This window comes from Pseudomonas sp. M5, assembly GCF_016907075.1.
Lineage (GTDB): Bacteria > Pseudomonadota > Gammaproteobacteria > Pseudomonadales > Pseudomonadaceae > Aquipseudomonas > Aquipseudomonas putida_E.
This window is the reverse complement of record NZ_JAFBBH010000001.1, coordinates 1318730-1331834: the sequence shown is the minus strand read 5'-3', so window position 1 is coordinate 1331834 and position 13105 is coordinate 1318730. Positions and strand designations below refer to the sequence as shown.

Genomic DNA, 13105 nt, shown 5'->3' with positions numbered 1-13105 from the left:
AAGGTAAAGGAGCACGCATGGTTCAGGACCCGCGCCGCAGTGGCGCCCCCTTCAAACGGCTGTTTTTCGCCCTGCCGGTAACCGACGCCCAGCAGCGTGCGATAGGCCAGTGGCGGCGTGGCCTCCAGCTGCGTAGTGGCAAACCGGTGCCCAGTGCGAACTTCCACCTGACCCTGATGTTTCTAGGCGATGTGGATGCAGCGCAGGTACCGGCGATTTGCGCTGCGGTGGACAACCTGGCGCGCCCTGATGCACCCCTGCGCCTGCTGCTCGATCAGCTCAAGGTCTGGCCGCGGGCAAACGTGCTGGTGCTCGAGCCGCAGCAGGCCCCGGCTGCGCTGCGCCAGCTGGCCTATGGGCTGCAGCAGGCACTGCTGCCCATGGGCTTTGCCGAGCAGGCCCATGATTACCGGCCACACCTGACCCTGTCACGGGACTTTCGCGGCCAGGCGCCCGAGGCCAGCGTGGCGCCCGACTTCTTCATCGTCGCCCGGTACTTCGCGCTCTACGAGTCGCGCAAAGGCCAGTACCTGCCGCTGGCGCAGTGGCCGTTGACAGCGTGAAGCGGGTTTAGCGCGTATCGATGTCTTGGTCGACGGCCTTGGCTGGGCCCGCTTGTCGCCCGTACAGTCAGGCAGGCAAACTCTGATAGGCCTGCTCATCCCCCGGGCTACGGGCAAACTGGCGTTTGTACTCGCGGCTGAACTGTGAGGTGCTCTGATAGCCCACCCGGTGCGCCGCCTGCGCCACGCCCAGCCCTTCGCCGATCAGCATCTGTTGCGCCTTGAGCAGCCGCAGGCGCTTGAGGTACTGCATCGGCGCCATGTCGGTGCAGCGCTTGAAGTGCTCGTGGAAGGTCGACACGCTCATGTTCGCCCGCGCAGCCAATGCCTCGACGCTCAGCGGCTCGGTGTAGTGTTCACGCAGGTGAGCGAGGGCGGCGCCGATGCGCGCGAAGTGCCCCTGCTGCTCGACCAGCGCCCGCAACACCCCGGCCTGGGGCCCACGCAGTGCGGTGTACAGAACCTCGCGCACCCGCGCCGGCCCGAGCACCTTGGCGTCTATCGGGTCCTGCAGGCAGCGTAACAGCCGCTCGACGCATTCGCGCATGGGCACATCCAGCGCTGCCGAGGTCATCGACTGCGGTGTCTGCGCCTGCACTGCGGGGTCAGGCGCCAACGCCATGCTCTGTACCAGTTCACCCAGCACGCCACGGTCGATGTCCACAGCCACGCCCAGCAACGGCGCTTCGGCGGTGGCGAAGGTTTCGCACATGAACGGCACCGACAGCGCCTGCACCAGGTAATGCCCGGCGCCGTACTCTAGGGTGCGCGGGCCAAGGCGCGCCAGCTTGCTGCCCTGGGCCAGGATCATCAGGCTGGGCTCGTAGATCTGCGGGCTGCTGGCCACGTAATGGTCCCAGCTCAAAACCTGGACCTGTGGCAGATGAGTGGGCACGAAGCCCGGGCGTGTGGCCAGGCTGCGGATCAGGGCGCACAGCGTGGCGTTGGCGTCGACGTGGCGGGTCAGTTGCATGATGGACCATGGGCAGAGAATCAGACACTTGCATCATCTCAGATTTGAGGCTTGGCGCCAGGTGGCTCTGGCCAGGTTCGGTGAATCAGGCATTCACCTCGGAGGATCTGCTGTGGCCGGGGAGGGCGAGGATGCGGAAAATGTATCGACTGAATCGTTTCACTTTCACCTGAGGTCTTGTATGTACACTGCTATCGGTTACGCCGCCCAAACCCCGACCAGCCCCTTGGCACCCATGACCTTCGAGCGTCGCAGCCCGCGCCCGGACGATGTCGCCATCGAGATCCTCTACTGTGGCGTTTGCCACTCCGACATCCATCAGGCCCGCAATGAGTGGGGCATTGCCGTGTACCCGCTGATGCCCGGGCACGAGATCGTCGGCCGCGTCACGGCGGTGGGCGAGAAGGTATCGGCGCACAAGGTCGGTGACTTGGTCGGCGTCGGCTGCATGGTCGATTCCTGCCGCCACTGCGAGGCCTGTGCCAAGGACCTGGAGCAATACTGCCTGGAAGGCCCGACCATGACCTACGCCACCCCGGACCGGGTCGATGGCAGTAACACCATGGGCGGTTACTCCAGCAGCATCGTGGTCAGCGAGCACTTTGTGGTGCGCATCCCGGCCGGGATGGACCTGCCCAGCGCGGCGCCGATTCTCTGCGCCGGTATCACCACCTACTCGCCGCTCAAGCACCATGGCGTCGGCCCTGGCCACAAGGTCGGCATCCTTGGCATGGGCGGCCTGGGGCACATGGGTATCAAGCTGGCCAAGGCGTTGGGCGCTGAAGTGACATTGTTCACCCGCTCGCAGGCCAAGGCCGAGGAAGCCCGTCGCCAAGGCGCCGACCATGTGATCGTGTCCACCGATGCCGAGCAGATGCGCGCCGCTGCCGGCCGCTTCGACTTCCTGCTCGACACCATTCCGGTGCAGCACGACCTGAACCCGTACCTGGAGACGCTGAAGTTCGATGGCGTGCATATCCTGGTGGGCCTGATCGAGCCGATCGACCCGGCGCTGCACGCAGCCAACCTGGTGATGAAGCGCCGCGTGCTGGCAGGCTCGCTGATTGGTGGTATCGCCCAGACCCAGGAAGTGCTGGATTTCTGTGCCGAGCACGATATCCGTTGCGATATCGAGATGCTGGATATCCGCAATATCAACCAGGCTTACGAGCGCATGATCGCCGGTGATGTGAAGTACCGTTTCGTCATCGACATGGCGACGCTGCAGGGCTGACCCATCCCAGCCAAGCGTTGCCCCCCAGACCAGATGGGCGATCTGGTCTGGGGGCTGCGCCCATTCCCCTGCGCACGTCTGCGCGTCTGGTTGTGAGGCGCGCTGTTGACGCGTACCATGCCGGCATTCCCTCCAATAACAAACCCGTGCCTCAGCGCGGCCGATACTTGGCCCCTGACGCGCGTCCTTTCGCCTTGCCTGCGGAGAATAGAATTCGCCCCATGAACGGACCTGTCCCCACCAACCTTGCGCCAACCACCGGTGGCGGCAGCTGGCTGAGTGTGATCGCCCTGGCCCTCGCGGCTTTCATCTTCAACACCACTGAGTTCGTCCCGGTGGCGCTGCTCAGCGACATCGGCCGCAGTTTCGACATGAGCACCGCTCAGGTCGGCCTGATGCTGACCATCTATGCCTGGGTGGTGGCCTTGGCCTCGCTGCCGATGATGCTGCTCACGCGCAACATCGAGCGTCGACGCCTGCTGTTGTTCGTGTTTTTGGTGTTCGTGGTCAGCCACCTGCTGTCGTGGCTGTCGCAAAGTTTTGCCATGCTGCTGCTGAGCCGCATCGGCATCGCCCTGGCGCATGCCGTGTTCTGGTCCATCACCGCCTCGCTTGCGGTGCGTGTGGCGCCGCCAGGCCAGCAGGCCAAGGCGTTGGGCTTGCTGGCTACCGGTACGACCCTGGCAATGGTCCTGGGCATCCCGCTGGGGCGCGTGGTGGGCGAGGCGCTGGGCTGGCGGGTCACCTTCCTCAGCATTGCCGGAGTGGCGCTGGCCACCATGCTTTGCCTGATGAAATCGCTGCCGCTGCTGCCCAGCCAGAACTCCGGTTCGCTGCGCAGCTTGCCGATCCTGTTCAAACGCCCTGCACTGGTGATCACGTATGTGCTGGTGACCCTGGTGATCACTGCGCAATTCACGGCGTACAGCTACATTGAGCCGTTTGCCCTGCAGGTGGCACAGATCAGTGGTGAGCGCATCACGTTGTTGCTGCTGCTGTTCGGCGGTGCAGGGGTGTTTGGCTCGGTGCTGTTCAGCCGCTACAGCGACCACTTTCCGCATGGCCTGCTGGTAGGCTCGATCGGCTTGCTGGCGGCTTGCCTGCTGCTGCTGTTGCCGCTGGCGAGCAACTTCTATCTGTTTGCCGGGCTGAGCATGTTCTGGGGAGTCGCGATCCTGAGCTTCAGCCTGTCGCTGCAGTCCAAGACCCTGAAGCTGGCGTCCGATGCCACGGACGTGGCGATGGCGCTGTTCTCGGGCATCTATAACATCGGCATTGGCGGTGGGGCGTTGCTGGGCAGTATCGTCAGCAGCCAGATGGGGGTGGCCTCTGTCGGGTGGGCCGGCGGCAGTGTGGCGGTGGTCGGCTTGCTGCTGGCAATGGCCAGTACCCGGCGCTTTCGCGAGGCCCTGAGTCATTGATTGACGTTACCGGCCCTATCGTCGGCAGCTGCCGACAGGGCCGGTACAGCCCACCTTCAACTCAGCCAAGCAGTGCAGCCCAGGCCGACACCAGCAACATGCCCGCCAACCCCCGGTTGAACCATAGCAACCGCCTCGGCGCCTGCAGCCAGCGCGCACTGCCTACCCCCAACAGTGCCCAAGTTGTCATGCACGGCAGGGCGATCAATAAAAACACCAGTGCCAATTGCCACACCGGCAGCGACGGCGCGGCAAACACGCCGATCACCGCCACTGCCATCATCCACACTTTCGGGTTCACCACTTGCAGCGATGCTGCGCTGAGGGCGTCGAAAGGCTTGGCTGCGCTGACATCCAGGGGCTGCCCCGCGCTGCGCAAAATGCGCCATGCCAGCCAGCTCAACCACAGCACTCCGGTCCAGCTCATCACCTGCTGGGCCAGCGGGTGACGCACCAGCAAGTCACCAAGGCCCAGGCCGACCAGCAACACGACCGCTGCCGCCGCGCCGCAACCCGCCAGGATCGGCGCCACGCTTGCGCGCAGGCCCTGCCGTGCGCCATGGGCAAGGATCAGCAGGTTGGTAGGCCCGGGGCTGATACTGGCGACCAGGGCGAAGAGCATGAACGGCAACAACGAATGCGACATGGTGAACGGCTCCTGTTGAACAGGGCACCATGCTCGGCGATTGCTGCGTGTCAGTCTGGAAGGTTTGAGCAGCGGCGCCGGTAGTCCGCTGGGGTGAGCCGGTAGGCACGGCGGAACCAGCGCCCCAGGTGGCTCTGGTCAGCAAAGCCGAGCGCCATGGCCACTTCGGTCGGTGTCTGGCCTTGGGCAAGCAAACGCCGGGCACGGGCCAGGCGCAGCTGGATCAGATAGGCGTGCGGCGCCAGGCCGAATGCGGCCTTGAACGCACGGGTCAGGCGGAAGCGGTCCACGCCGCAGGCCAGTGCCAGGTCGTCCAGGCCGATGTCCTGGTCGAGGTGGGCATGCAGGTAGTCGCGCGCCCGCTGTGCCGTCAGCGGCAGGCGCGGGTCGGGGTTCAAGCGCTTGCGCCAGTGCAGGTGGCCGGTGAGGCAACTGAGCAGGTCATCGGTGGCAGTTTGCCGCACGATGCGCATTTCGCCACCATGCACCGCCTGAAAGGCGAGGGTAGTTGCGCGGGCAAGCTGGCGATCATCGCACAGCGTATCGGCGAAGCTTGGCAGGCTGTCACTGGGCGCCTGCTCGAACAGCACGCGCAGCTCGGCCTCAAGCCACGTCGGCTCCAGGTACAGGGTCGAATAGGTAAAGCCTTCCGCCGTTGGCGCATCGCCGTCGTGAATGTCGCCTGGCTCGAGCAAGAACACCTGCCCGGGCGTGCTGTGATGGCGTGTACGGCGGCAATGGAACTGCTGCACACCCTGCTCGGTGACCCCGACCAGAAAGCTCTCATGCCAGTGCGGGTCGTAGGCGTGGCCAACGAAATGCGCACGCACCGACTCGATGCCGGTGTCGGCGTCTTGCTTGAGGTCGATCCAGTCGGGCATGGCGGCGAGGCTGCAGAGGGTAGGGCAGTTCACCTTAACGCAGAACCCCACCTGCGTTTAGAACAATTGTGCACCGCAGGCTTCAGTGCGGCTGCTGTGCCGCGAAACGCTCCCGCAGCCACAGGTGCAACTGCGATACCGCAGGCGACAGCTGCTTGCGGTGTGGGCACACCAAGGTTACCGGGCTCAGTTCGCCCGGGTGCTCCGGCAGCAGCACTTCCAGTTCGCCAGTCGCCACATTGGCGCTGACATCCAGCCACGACTTGTAGGCAATGCCCTCGCCGAGCACGGCCCAGCGCCGCACCACATCGGCATCGTCGCTGAACAGCGGGCCGCTCACCTGCACGGTACGGTTGCCCAGCCGCCACTTGTCGTAGGTTCGCCCCTGTTGCAGGTAAAGCAGGCACGCGTGCTGCTGCAAGTCATCCAGCGCCTGCGGCCGCCCATGACGCGCCAGGTAGGCCGGCGAGGCCACCAGCACGCGGCGATTCCACGGTGCCAGTGGCAGGGCGATGTAGTTGGCTTCTTCGTTCAGGCCATAACGTATGGCCACGTCCACCGGGTCGCGGAACAGGTCGGCAACGTGGTCGGACAGGTGCAGCCGCAGGGTCAGCTCAGGATGCTCACGGCGAAAATCACTCAACCACGGCAGCAGGATGTTGCGGCCAAGGTCCGAGGGCGCCGACACCTGCAGCACCCCACGCAGGGTGCTGTGCGCGCCGTGCAGGTTATCGCGGCCCTGGCGCAGGCTCTGCAGCACGCTGAGCGCGGTGGGCAGGTACAGCTCACCCTCGGCTGTCAGGCGCAGGCTGCGGGTGGTACGTGCGAACAGGCGCACGTCCAGGTCGCGCTCCAGGCGTTTGATGGCGGCTGCGACCTGCCCGGGCAGCAGGTCTGCCTCGTGGGCAGCGGCGGTGAAACTTCCCAGTACGCTGCTGCGCACGAACAGTTCGAGGTCGGCGATGCGGAGCATTTTCACTCCATGGGTGAAAGTGTTGCTGCATTTTGCCGCTTTTTCTGGTTTGTAGGAAAGATAATATGCGCCACACGTCCCGTTCCGCTTAAGGAGTTGCAACATGGATACCGTTTCTCTGGCCAAGCGCCGCTACACCACCAAGGCGTACGATGCTGCCCGCAAGATCCCTCAGGCCACCATCGACGCCTTGCTCGAGCAGCTGCGCCACAGCCCATCCTCGGTCAATTCGCAGCCATGGCACTTCATCGTGGCCGACAGCGCAGAGGGCAAGGCACGTCTGGCCAAGAGCACGCTGGACGGTTTTGCCTACAACACGCCGAAGATCCTCGATGCTTCCCATGTGATCGTGTTCTGCACCCGTACCGACATGACCGAAGCACACCTGGACGCCGTGCTCGACCAGGAAGCGGCTGACGGACGTTTTCGCGATGATCAGGCCCGTGCCGGCCAGAACCAGAGCCGTCGCCATTATGTGAACCTGCACCGCTACGATCAGAAAGACCTGCAGCACTGGATGGAGAAGCAGACCTACCTGGCCCTGGGCACTGCGTTGCTCGGCGCTGCCGCCCATGGCCTGGACGCGACGCCGATCGAAGGTTTCGACAGCAAGATCATGGATGCCGAACTGGGCCTGCGTGAGCAGGGCTACACCAGTGTGGTGGTACTGAGCCTGGGTTATCGCAGCGAGTCGGACTTCAATGCCGGGCTGAACAAATCGCGATTGCCGGTTGCGAAGGTATTTACCTTCCTTTAAGGCAAGCGTCATTAGTACCGGTCTCTTCGCGGCCCTGCCCGCAAAGAGGCCGGTTCAGCAGGCGGTAAAGCCCGGGTTCACCACAAGGCCGGTGAAGCGCCCGCAACTGTGCGTTCAAACACCTCGATCGCCTTTTCCACCTCGGCTTGGCTGGTAAACCGCCCGATGCTCATGCGCACGCTTTTGCGCGCCTGCGCCTCATCCAGCCCCAACGCCAGCAGCACATGCGACGGCGCGTGGCTCGCCGAATTGCACGCCGAGGTGGTCGACAGCGCCAGCTCACTGGCCAGCGCCATGCTGTTGAAGCCCGGGGCCTCGATACACAGGTTCAAGGTATGCGCTATGCGCTGGCTGGCGCAGCCGTTGAGACTGACCCCTGGCAGCGCCAGTAGCCCTTCGCGCAGCCGCCTGGCGAGGTGCCCGATGCGCTGATGCTCGCTGTCGCCAGGTTGGCCGGCCAGGGCGAAGGCGCTGCCCATGCCAACGATCTGATGGGTAGGCAGGGTGCCTGAGCGCAGCCCACGCTCATGGCCACCACCGTGAATCTGCGCACGCATCAAGGCACGTGCGCGAGCCCCGACATACAGCGCACCGATGCCTTTTGGCCCATAGACCTTGTGGGCAGAAAACGACATCAAGTCTACCGCCATCGCCCGCAAATCGATGGCCAGCTTGCCCACTGCCTGGGCCGCATCTACGTGCAGCAGGGCGCCATGGGCGCGCACGCGCTCGCCAATGGCAGCGAAATCGGTGACGGTGCCCAGTTCGTTGTTGACCGCCATCAGTGACACCAGGCGGGTATCGTCGCGCAGGGCCGCTTGTACGTCATAGGGTTGAATCAGGCCGGCAGCGTCCGGTGCCAGGCGGGTGACTGCCCACCCTTGGCGCTCCAGTTCGCTGACGGTATCGAGCACGGCCTTGTGCTCGAGCTGACTGGTAATCAGGTGGCCTGGCTGGCCCATGCCCTGGGCGATGCCTTTGAGTGCAAGGTTGTTGGACTCGGTGGCGCCCGATGTCCAGACCAGGTCCTGCGCGCTCGCCCCGACGCAGTCGGCCACTTGCTGGCGAGCTTGCTCGACGGCTTCGCGGGCGCTCTGGCCGTAGGCGTGACCGGAGGAGGCGGGGTTGCCGAAGTTCACCTGGCGGCCGAGGCAGGTGAGCATGGTTTCGATGACGCGCTCGTCTACCGGTGTGGTGGCGGCGTAGTCGAAATAGAGTGGGGAGCTGGGCATGGCGGTGGGTCCGTCGCTGTCGCCGCGGGTTCGGCGATCCTGACAGCAAGCGTACCCTCGGCGCTGCGAAAATTTTTGCCCTTGATTTCGTGATTTACCAGTTTTTGTAGAAAAATATTCTCCAAAGGCGGTTGACCGTAGGCCATTTAGAGGGTTCAGGAGGGATCACACGGGTTCCGGCGCCCGTTCTTCTTCCGCCACCACCCGTTGGCACAATTCGATGATCTGCTCGCGCATCCAGCGGTTGGCCGGGTCCTGGTCGGTGCTTTCGTGCCAGTACAGGTGCGTCTCAAGCGCAGGCACTTCCACCGGCAAGGGCTGGTAGCGCAATTGGTGGCGACGGGCAAACCGTTCTGGCACGGTCATCGCCATGTCTGTCTGCTGCAGCACCTGTGAAGCCATCAGGTAATGTTGCGAGCGCAGGGCGACCTTGCGTTGCACACCCATTTTGCCCAGCGCCAGGTCGACATAACCCAGGCCGTTTCGACGGCTGGAAATATGGATATGGGTCATGCCCAGGTAGCTCTCGACGGTGAGTTTGGCGTCGGCCAGCGGGTGGCCCTGGCGCAGGGCGCAGACGTATCGGTCCTGCATCAGCTTGACATGGCGCACCTGCGGATCTGTGTTCAAGGGTGCGTCGACGGCGAAGTCCAGGCGCCCTGCAGCCAGCTCCTTGGTAGTTTCGCGGCGCTTGCACAGGAAGCTCTCGATCAACACCGCAGGCGCCAGCCGCCGCAGGCGCTGGAACAGCGGGGGCAGGATCACCGCTTCGGTAAGGTCGGTCATGCTGATGCGGAAGGTCTTGTTGGCCTGCTGCGGGTTGAAGATGCGGCTTTCCTGCACCGAGGTGCGCAGCAGCGCCAACGCGTTGCGCACCGGGCCGATGATGTTCTGCGCCATGGGGGTGGGCACCATGCCCTGGGCGGTGCGCACGAACAAAGGGTCGTTGAAGGTTTCGCGCAGGCGCGAGAGAGCGTTTGACACCGCTGGTTGGGTAATGCCGACGATCTGCCCGGCGCGGGTCAGGTTGGCTTCGGTGTAGATCGCATCGAAGACGATGAACAGGTTCAGGTCGACCTTGCTGAGGTTCATGGGCGCCGCTCTTTGTTGGAATTATCGGCCGATCATATATCGGTTATGAATGTTTATACACGCAGAAAATAGACTAGGTGGATTGAGCTGCGCTGCTCTAGGCTCTGCCCATGTACTTCGAACCGTGAAGGTAGCCCCGATGGATTTCGCCTATTCACCCAAGGTCCAGGCTCTGCGCGAGCGCGTCACTGCGTTCATGGATGCCCATGTCTATCCCGCTGAACCGGTGTTCGAGCGCCAGGTCGCCGAGGGTGACCGCTGGCAGCCCACCGCAATCATGGAAGAACTCAAGGCCAAGGCCCGCGCCGAGGGCCTGTGGAACCTGTTCCTGCCCGAGTCGCAGTACGGTGCCGGCCTGAGCAACCTGGAATACGCGCCCCTGGCCGAGATCATGGGCCGCTCGCTGCTGGGGCCGGAGCCCTTCAACTGCTCGGCGCCGGACACCGGCAACATGGAAGTGTTGGTGCGCTATGGCAGCGAGGCGCAGAAGCGCCAATGGCTGGAGCCTCTGCTGCGGGGCGAGATTCGCTCGGCTTTTGCCATGACCGAACCGGAGGTGGCCTCCTCGGACGCCACCAACATGGCCGCCACTGCCGTGCGTGACGGTGATGAGTGGGTGATCAACGGCCGCAAGTGGTGGACCTCTGGGGCCTGCGACCCGCGCTGCAAGGTGATGATCTTCATGGGCCTGTCCAACCCTGATGGCCCGCGCCACCAGCAGCACTCGATGGTGCTGGTGCCGACCGACGCAGCGGGGGTGAAGATCGTTCGGCCGTTGCCCGTCTTCGGCTACGACGACGCACCCCATGGCCACGCCGAGGTGTTGTTCGAGAACGTGCGTGTGCCCTACGAAAACGTGATCCTTGGTGAGGGGCGCGGCTTCGAGATCGCTCAGGGGCGCCTGGGCCCAGGCCGTATTCACCACTGCATGCGTTCGGTGGGCATGGCCGAACGGGCGCTGGAGCTGATGTGCAGGCGCTCCGTCGAGCGCACCGCGTTCGGCCGGCCGCTGGCACGGCTGGGCGGCAATGTCGACAAGATCGCTGACTCACGCATGGAAATCGACATGGCGCGGCTGCTGACCCTCAAGGCGGCGTACATGATGGACACGGTCGGCAACAAGGTGGCGCGCAGTGAGATCGCCCAGATCAAGGTGGTGGCGCCGAATGTCGCATTGAAGGTGATCGACCGTGCGATTCAGCTCCATGGTGGGGCAGGGGTGAGTGGGGATTTCCCGCTGGCGTACATGTACGCGATGCAGCGTACCTTGCGCCTGGCTGATGGGCCGGATGAGGTGCACCGGGCGGCGATTGGCAAGTATGAGATCGGCAAGTATGTGCCGGTGGATATGTTGCGTAGCGGGCGGTGAGGGCCCGCTCGACGAAATTTTTCTGGGTGTCTTTGTAAGTAAGGTAAGCGGCAGATGTAGGAAGCGTCTCGTTTTCAGTTTCAGGCACTGGAAGCCCTGTTGCAGGTGTTAGGTTTCGAAACCTCACCAATGCACAGGGAACTTGCCAATGCGTTTCAACCTGGATGGGAAAGGCCAGGCGGTAGATGGGGACACCACTACCACTGGCGCTGTTTGTATCGCTACCGGGGCCAGGTCTTTGACTAATGGGCGCATGGTCCTCAGGGTGGGAGACAGCACAACACCCTGCCCCCTCTGCGGCGAGGCAGGGACCGTCGCCGAAGGTGTGTGGCATTTCATTTCCGACGGTCGTGCCGTGGCCATGGATGGCGCACGGGTCAATTGCGGCTGCCCGCCCGGTAGCAATCGGGTCGTTGCACCGCTGGGCGAGGCACCCTCAGCCAGGCAGGCATATGCCGCCAATCGCGGGCTTTCCCCCGCAGTATCGCCTGCTGCTTACTCGCAGAGCTTTTCGCAAAGTTTTGCAACTGCAATGCCCGGTTCACTGGAACCAGGTTTCTTTATCGTCCCCCGAAGCATGTCGTTCTCCCAGGTGTTGCTCAAACTGTTCGAGCATGACGCTACGTTGCCGATTTCCCGTCTGCAGCGGCTGAACCCCACGTTCGAACAAGGTTTCAAGGCCGGAGAAATCTTCGTCATCGCAGACCCGGACAATGGTGATGCCTGTACCCGCGAGGAAGCCACACTGATGGCGGCCGCTCAACAGGTGCGGCACGCGTTAGCGGCACTTGATTTTGCGGAGTCGGATTTCATGGTGCAGCACCAGGCTGAGATTGCCGGGTTGCTCAGTAGCGCGAGCCAGTCGATGGGGGTGGGCAAGGACATGCTGGACCAGGGATTGAAACAGGTAAGGAATACTCTGACCCAGATAGAGCAATTGCACCAACGCGAATTTTTGCGACATGGGCATTTGAACAGTCGAGAGTTTTTTGCGTCGCGGCGCCAGTTGTTGCAGCAGTTGGACAATCAACTGAAGGTGGCGTTTCTAAATAAACAGCTGAATCTTGGCAGTTACGAGCGGCTGAAGAAAAGCCTGAATATTTCGACGAAAAGTCTTGTTCATCATTGGTCGAAGGCGGGTGGGGCCGGGCAGATACCGGGGTATGCAACGCATCTGGACAAGGTGGCGAAGCTATCCAAGTATCTCAAGCAAGGTGGCAATGTAGCCATTGGGCTCGGTGCGACATCGTCGTACCTCAACGTGAGGGAGGTCTGCCAAGCCGGGAGCACTGAGGCGTGCAGGAAGGCCCGCTTCGTAGAGTCTGGAAAGTTTGGCGGCGGGGTAGGGGGTGGAATGGCGGCTTCGGCACTGGCGACATGGGCTGCCGGAGCAGTATGTGCTGGATTTGCCGTTGGGACCGGCGGATTAGCGGTGCCACTGTGCGGTGTTTTAGTAGTCGGAGGAAGCGGTTTTGCTGGCGGAAAGTTAGGTGAGTGGGCCGGTGAGGGTATTGGCGAATACATTTTTGAGTCTTCAGATGATGAGTTTTGATGCTTGGCCCGTAGCCGTAAAACTAACATTCTTGATTATGCCGTTTGTGATTTCTCTGGCCGGAATTGCGATGAATGCATATATCACTTTGACGCGCGACTATGATGTTGTTTGCTCTTCCATTACAAGCAATTCATATGTTGAGGCCTTAAAGGTTACTTGGGGTACTTCCAGTTTCAAGTGGCGTTTTTTATTGGTGTGTACGATCGGCAATCTGATCAACTTCCCAGGTTTTGTATTGCGTCGCGGGCAGGTGGATGCTGAGGAGCTAAAAGCATTCCCCGCCGCGCTAAAACGCCGGCTGGCCATATCTGCATGGCTGACCATCATTGGTTTCGGTTGGTTAACAGTTGCAGCGTTAGTGATGAAGTTTTCCAAAATGAATTGATCCGGCTGTCCTGAGTTTATCGAG

The 13105-nt window shown here is 62.7% G+C and carries 13 protein-coding genes; 7 read left to right on the top strand and 6 right to left on the bottom strand.

Features of this window, described 5'->3' with window-relative positions; translation table 11 throughout:
• Nucleotides 1–17: 17 nt before the first annotated feature.
• Nucleotides 18–563, top strand: a complete 546-nt coding sequence (gene thpR, locus JOE27_RS06090) for an RNA 2',3'-cyclic phosphodiesterase (RefSeq protein ID WP_119687268.1) — start codon at nucleotides 18–20, stop codon at nucleotides 561–563.
• Nucleotides 564–630: 67 nt separating this feature from the next.
• On the opposite strand, the gene JOE27_RS06085 is transcribed toward thpR, so the two are convergent.
• Complete coding sequence (locus tag JOE27_RS06085; RefSeq protein WP_119687267.1) at nucleotides 631–1536, bottom strand: AraC family transcriptional regulator; 906 nt, start codon at nucleotides 1534–1536, stop codon at nucleotides 631–633.
• Nucleotides 1537–1717: 181 nt separating this feature from the next.
• On the opposite strand from JOE27_RS06085, the gene calA reads away from it, so the two are divergent.
• Both calA and JOE27_RS06075 read left to right on the top strand, forming a co-directional pair.
• A complete protein-coding gene (calA, locus tag JOE27_RS06080) occupies nucleotides 1718–2770 on the top strand; it encodes a vanillin reductase (protein ID WP_125923797.1) in 1053 nt (350 codons plus the stop codon).
• A gap of 221 nt (nucleotides 2771–2991) precedes the next feature.
• Entirely contained in the window at nucleotides 2992–4191 is a 1200-nt protein-coding gene (locus JOE27_RS06075; RefSeq protein WP_046785789.1) for a sugar transporter, read from the top strand.
• Nucleotides 4192–4252: 61 nt separating this feature from the next.
• Here the strand turns inward: JOE27_RS06075 and JOE27_RS06070 are convergent, their stop codons facing one another.
• The 3 genes from JOE27_RS06070 to JOE27_RS06060 all read right to left on the bottom strand — a co-directional run bounded on the left by JOE27_RS06070 (nucleotide 4253) and on the right by JOE27_RS06060 (nucleotide 6691).
• Complete coding sequence (locus JOE27_RS06070) at nucleotides 4253–4837, bottom strand: LysE family translocator (protein ID WP_204918242.1); 585 nt, start codon at nucleotides 4835–4837, stop codon at nucleotides 4253–4255.
• Nucleotides 4838–4887: 50 nt separating this feature from the next.
• The gene (locus JOE27_RS06065) at nucleotides 4888–5718 is read right to left on the bottom strand and encodes an AraC family transcriptional regulator (RefSeq protein ID WP_204918240.1); all 831 of its coding nucleotides are present in this window, start codon (nucleotides 5716–5718) and stop codon (nucleotides 4888–4890) included.
• An 82-nt stretch (nucleotides 5719–5800) separates the two neighbouring features.
• Nucleotides 5801–6691, bottom strand: coding sequence for a LysR family transcriptional regulator (locus JOE27_RS06060; RefSeq protein ID WP_115274502.1), 891 nt, complete (start codon nucleotides 6689–6691; stop codon nucleotides 5801–5803).
• 103 nt (nucleotides 6692–6794) lie between these two features.
• On the opposite strand from JOE27_RS06060, the gene nfsB reads away from it, so the two are divergent.
• Entirely contained in the window at nucleotides 6795–7448 is a 654-nt protein-coding gene (gene nfsB / locus JOE27_RS06055; protein WP_115274503.1) for an oxygen-insensitive NAD(P)H nitroreductase, read from the top strand.
• Between the two features lie 77 nt (nucleotides 7449–7525).
• Here nfsB and JOE27_RS06050 read toward each other — a convergent pair whose 3' ends face one another.
• Together JOE27_RS06050 and JOE27_RS06045 are read right to left on the bottom strand one after the other, a co-directional pair.
• On the bottom strand, nucleotides 7526–8680 hold the full coding sequence (locus JOE27_RS06050) for an aminotransferase class V-fold PLP-dependent enzyme (RefSeq protein WP_204918238.1): 1155 nt from the start codon (nucleotides 8678–8680) through the stop codon (nucleotides 7526–7528).
• Between the two features lie 165 nt (nucleotides 8681–8845).
• Nucleotides 8846–9772, bottom strand: coding sequence for a LysR family transcriptional regulator (locus JOE27_RS06045; protein ID WP_046785795.1), 927 nt, complete (start codon nucleotides 9770–9772; stop codon nucleotides 8846–8848).
• Between the two features lie 139 nt (nucleotides 9773–9911).
• Between JOE27_RS06045 and JOE27_RS06040 the strand changes: the two genes are divergently transcribed.
• The 3 genes from JOE27_RS06040 (at nucleotide 9912) to JOE27_RS06030 (ending at nucleotide 13081) form a co-directional block, all read left to right on the top strand.
• Entirely contained in the window at nucleotides 9912–11141 is a 1230-nt protein-coding gene (locus JOE27_RS06040; protein WP_204918237.1) for an acyl-CoA dehydrogenase, read from the top strand.
• A gap of 148 nt (nucleotides 11142–11289) precedes the next feature.
• Nucleotides 11290–12693, top strand: coding sequence for a PAAR domain-containing protein (locus JOE27_RS06035; RefSeq protein WP_115274506.1), 1404 nt, complete (start codon nucleotides 11290–11292; stop codon nucleotides 12691–12693).
• On the top strand, nucleotides 12680–13081 hold the full coding sequence (locus tag JOE27_RS06030; RefSeq protein ID WP_115274507.1) for a hypothetical protein: 402 nt from the start codon (nucleotides 12680–12682) through the stop codon (nucleotides 13079–13081). Before JOE27_RS06035 ends, JOE27_RS06030 begins: the two co-directional genes overlap by 14 nt.
• Nucleotides 13082–13105: the final 24 nt, after the last annotated feature.

Coding starts and splice junctions, on each gene's coding strand:
- JOE27_RS06050 (WP_204918238.1), bottom strand. CDS start 8,680: ATGCCCAGCTCCCCACTCTATTTCGACTACGCCGCCACCACACCGGTA.
- JOE27_RS06085 (WP_119687267.1), bottom strand. CDS start 1,536: ATGCAACTGACCCGCCACGTCGACGCCAACGCCACGCTGTGCGCCCTG.
- nfsB (WP_115274503.1), top strand. CDS start 6,795: ATGGATACCGTTTCTCTGGCCAAGCGCCGCTACACCACCAAGGCGTAC.
- JOE27_RS06065 (WP_204918240.1), bottom strand. CDS start 5,718: ATGCCCGACTGGATCGACCTCAAGCAAGACGCCGACACCGGCATCGAG.
- JOE27_RS06030 (WP_115274507.1), top strand. CDS start 12,680: ATGATGAGTTTTGATGCTTGGCCCGTAGCCGTAAAACTAACATTCTTG.
- JOE27_RS06045 (WP_046785795.1), bottom strand. CDS start 9,772: ATGAACCTCAGCAAGGTCGACCTGAACCTGTTCATCGTCTTCGATGCG.
- JOE27_RS06040 (WP_204918237.1), top strand. CDS start 9,912: ATGGATTTCGCCTATTCACCCAAGGTCCAGGCTCTGCGCGAGCGCGTC.
- JOE27_RS06075 (WP_046785789.1), top strand. CDS start 2,992: ATGAACGGACCTGTCCCCACCAACCTTGCGCCAACCACCGGTGGCGGC.
- JOE27_RS06060 (WP_115274502.1), bottom strand. CDS start 6,691: ATGCTCCGCATCGCCGACCTCGAACTGTTCGTGCGCAGCAGCGTACTG.
- JOE27_RS06070 (WP_204918242.1), bottom strand. CDS start 4,837: ATGTCGCATTCGTTGTTGCCGTTCATGCTCTTCGCCCTGGTCGCCAGT.
- calA (WP_125923797.1), top strand. CDS start 1,718: ATGTACACTGCTATCGGTTACGCCGCCCAAACCCCGACCAGCCCCTTG.
- JOE27_RS06035 (WP_115274506.1), top strand. CDS start 11,290: ATGCGTTTCAACCTGGATGGGAAAGGCCAGGCGGTAGATGGGGACACC.
- thpR (WP_119687268.1), top strand. CDS start 18: ATGGTTCAGGACCCGCGCCGCAGTGGCGCCCCCTTCAAACGGCTGTTT.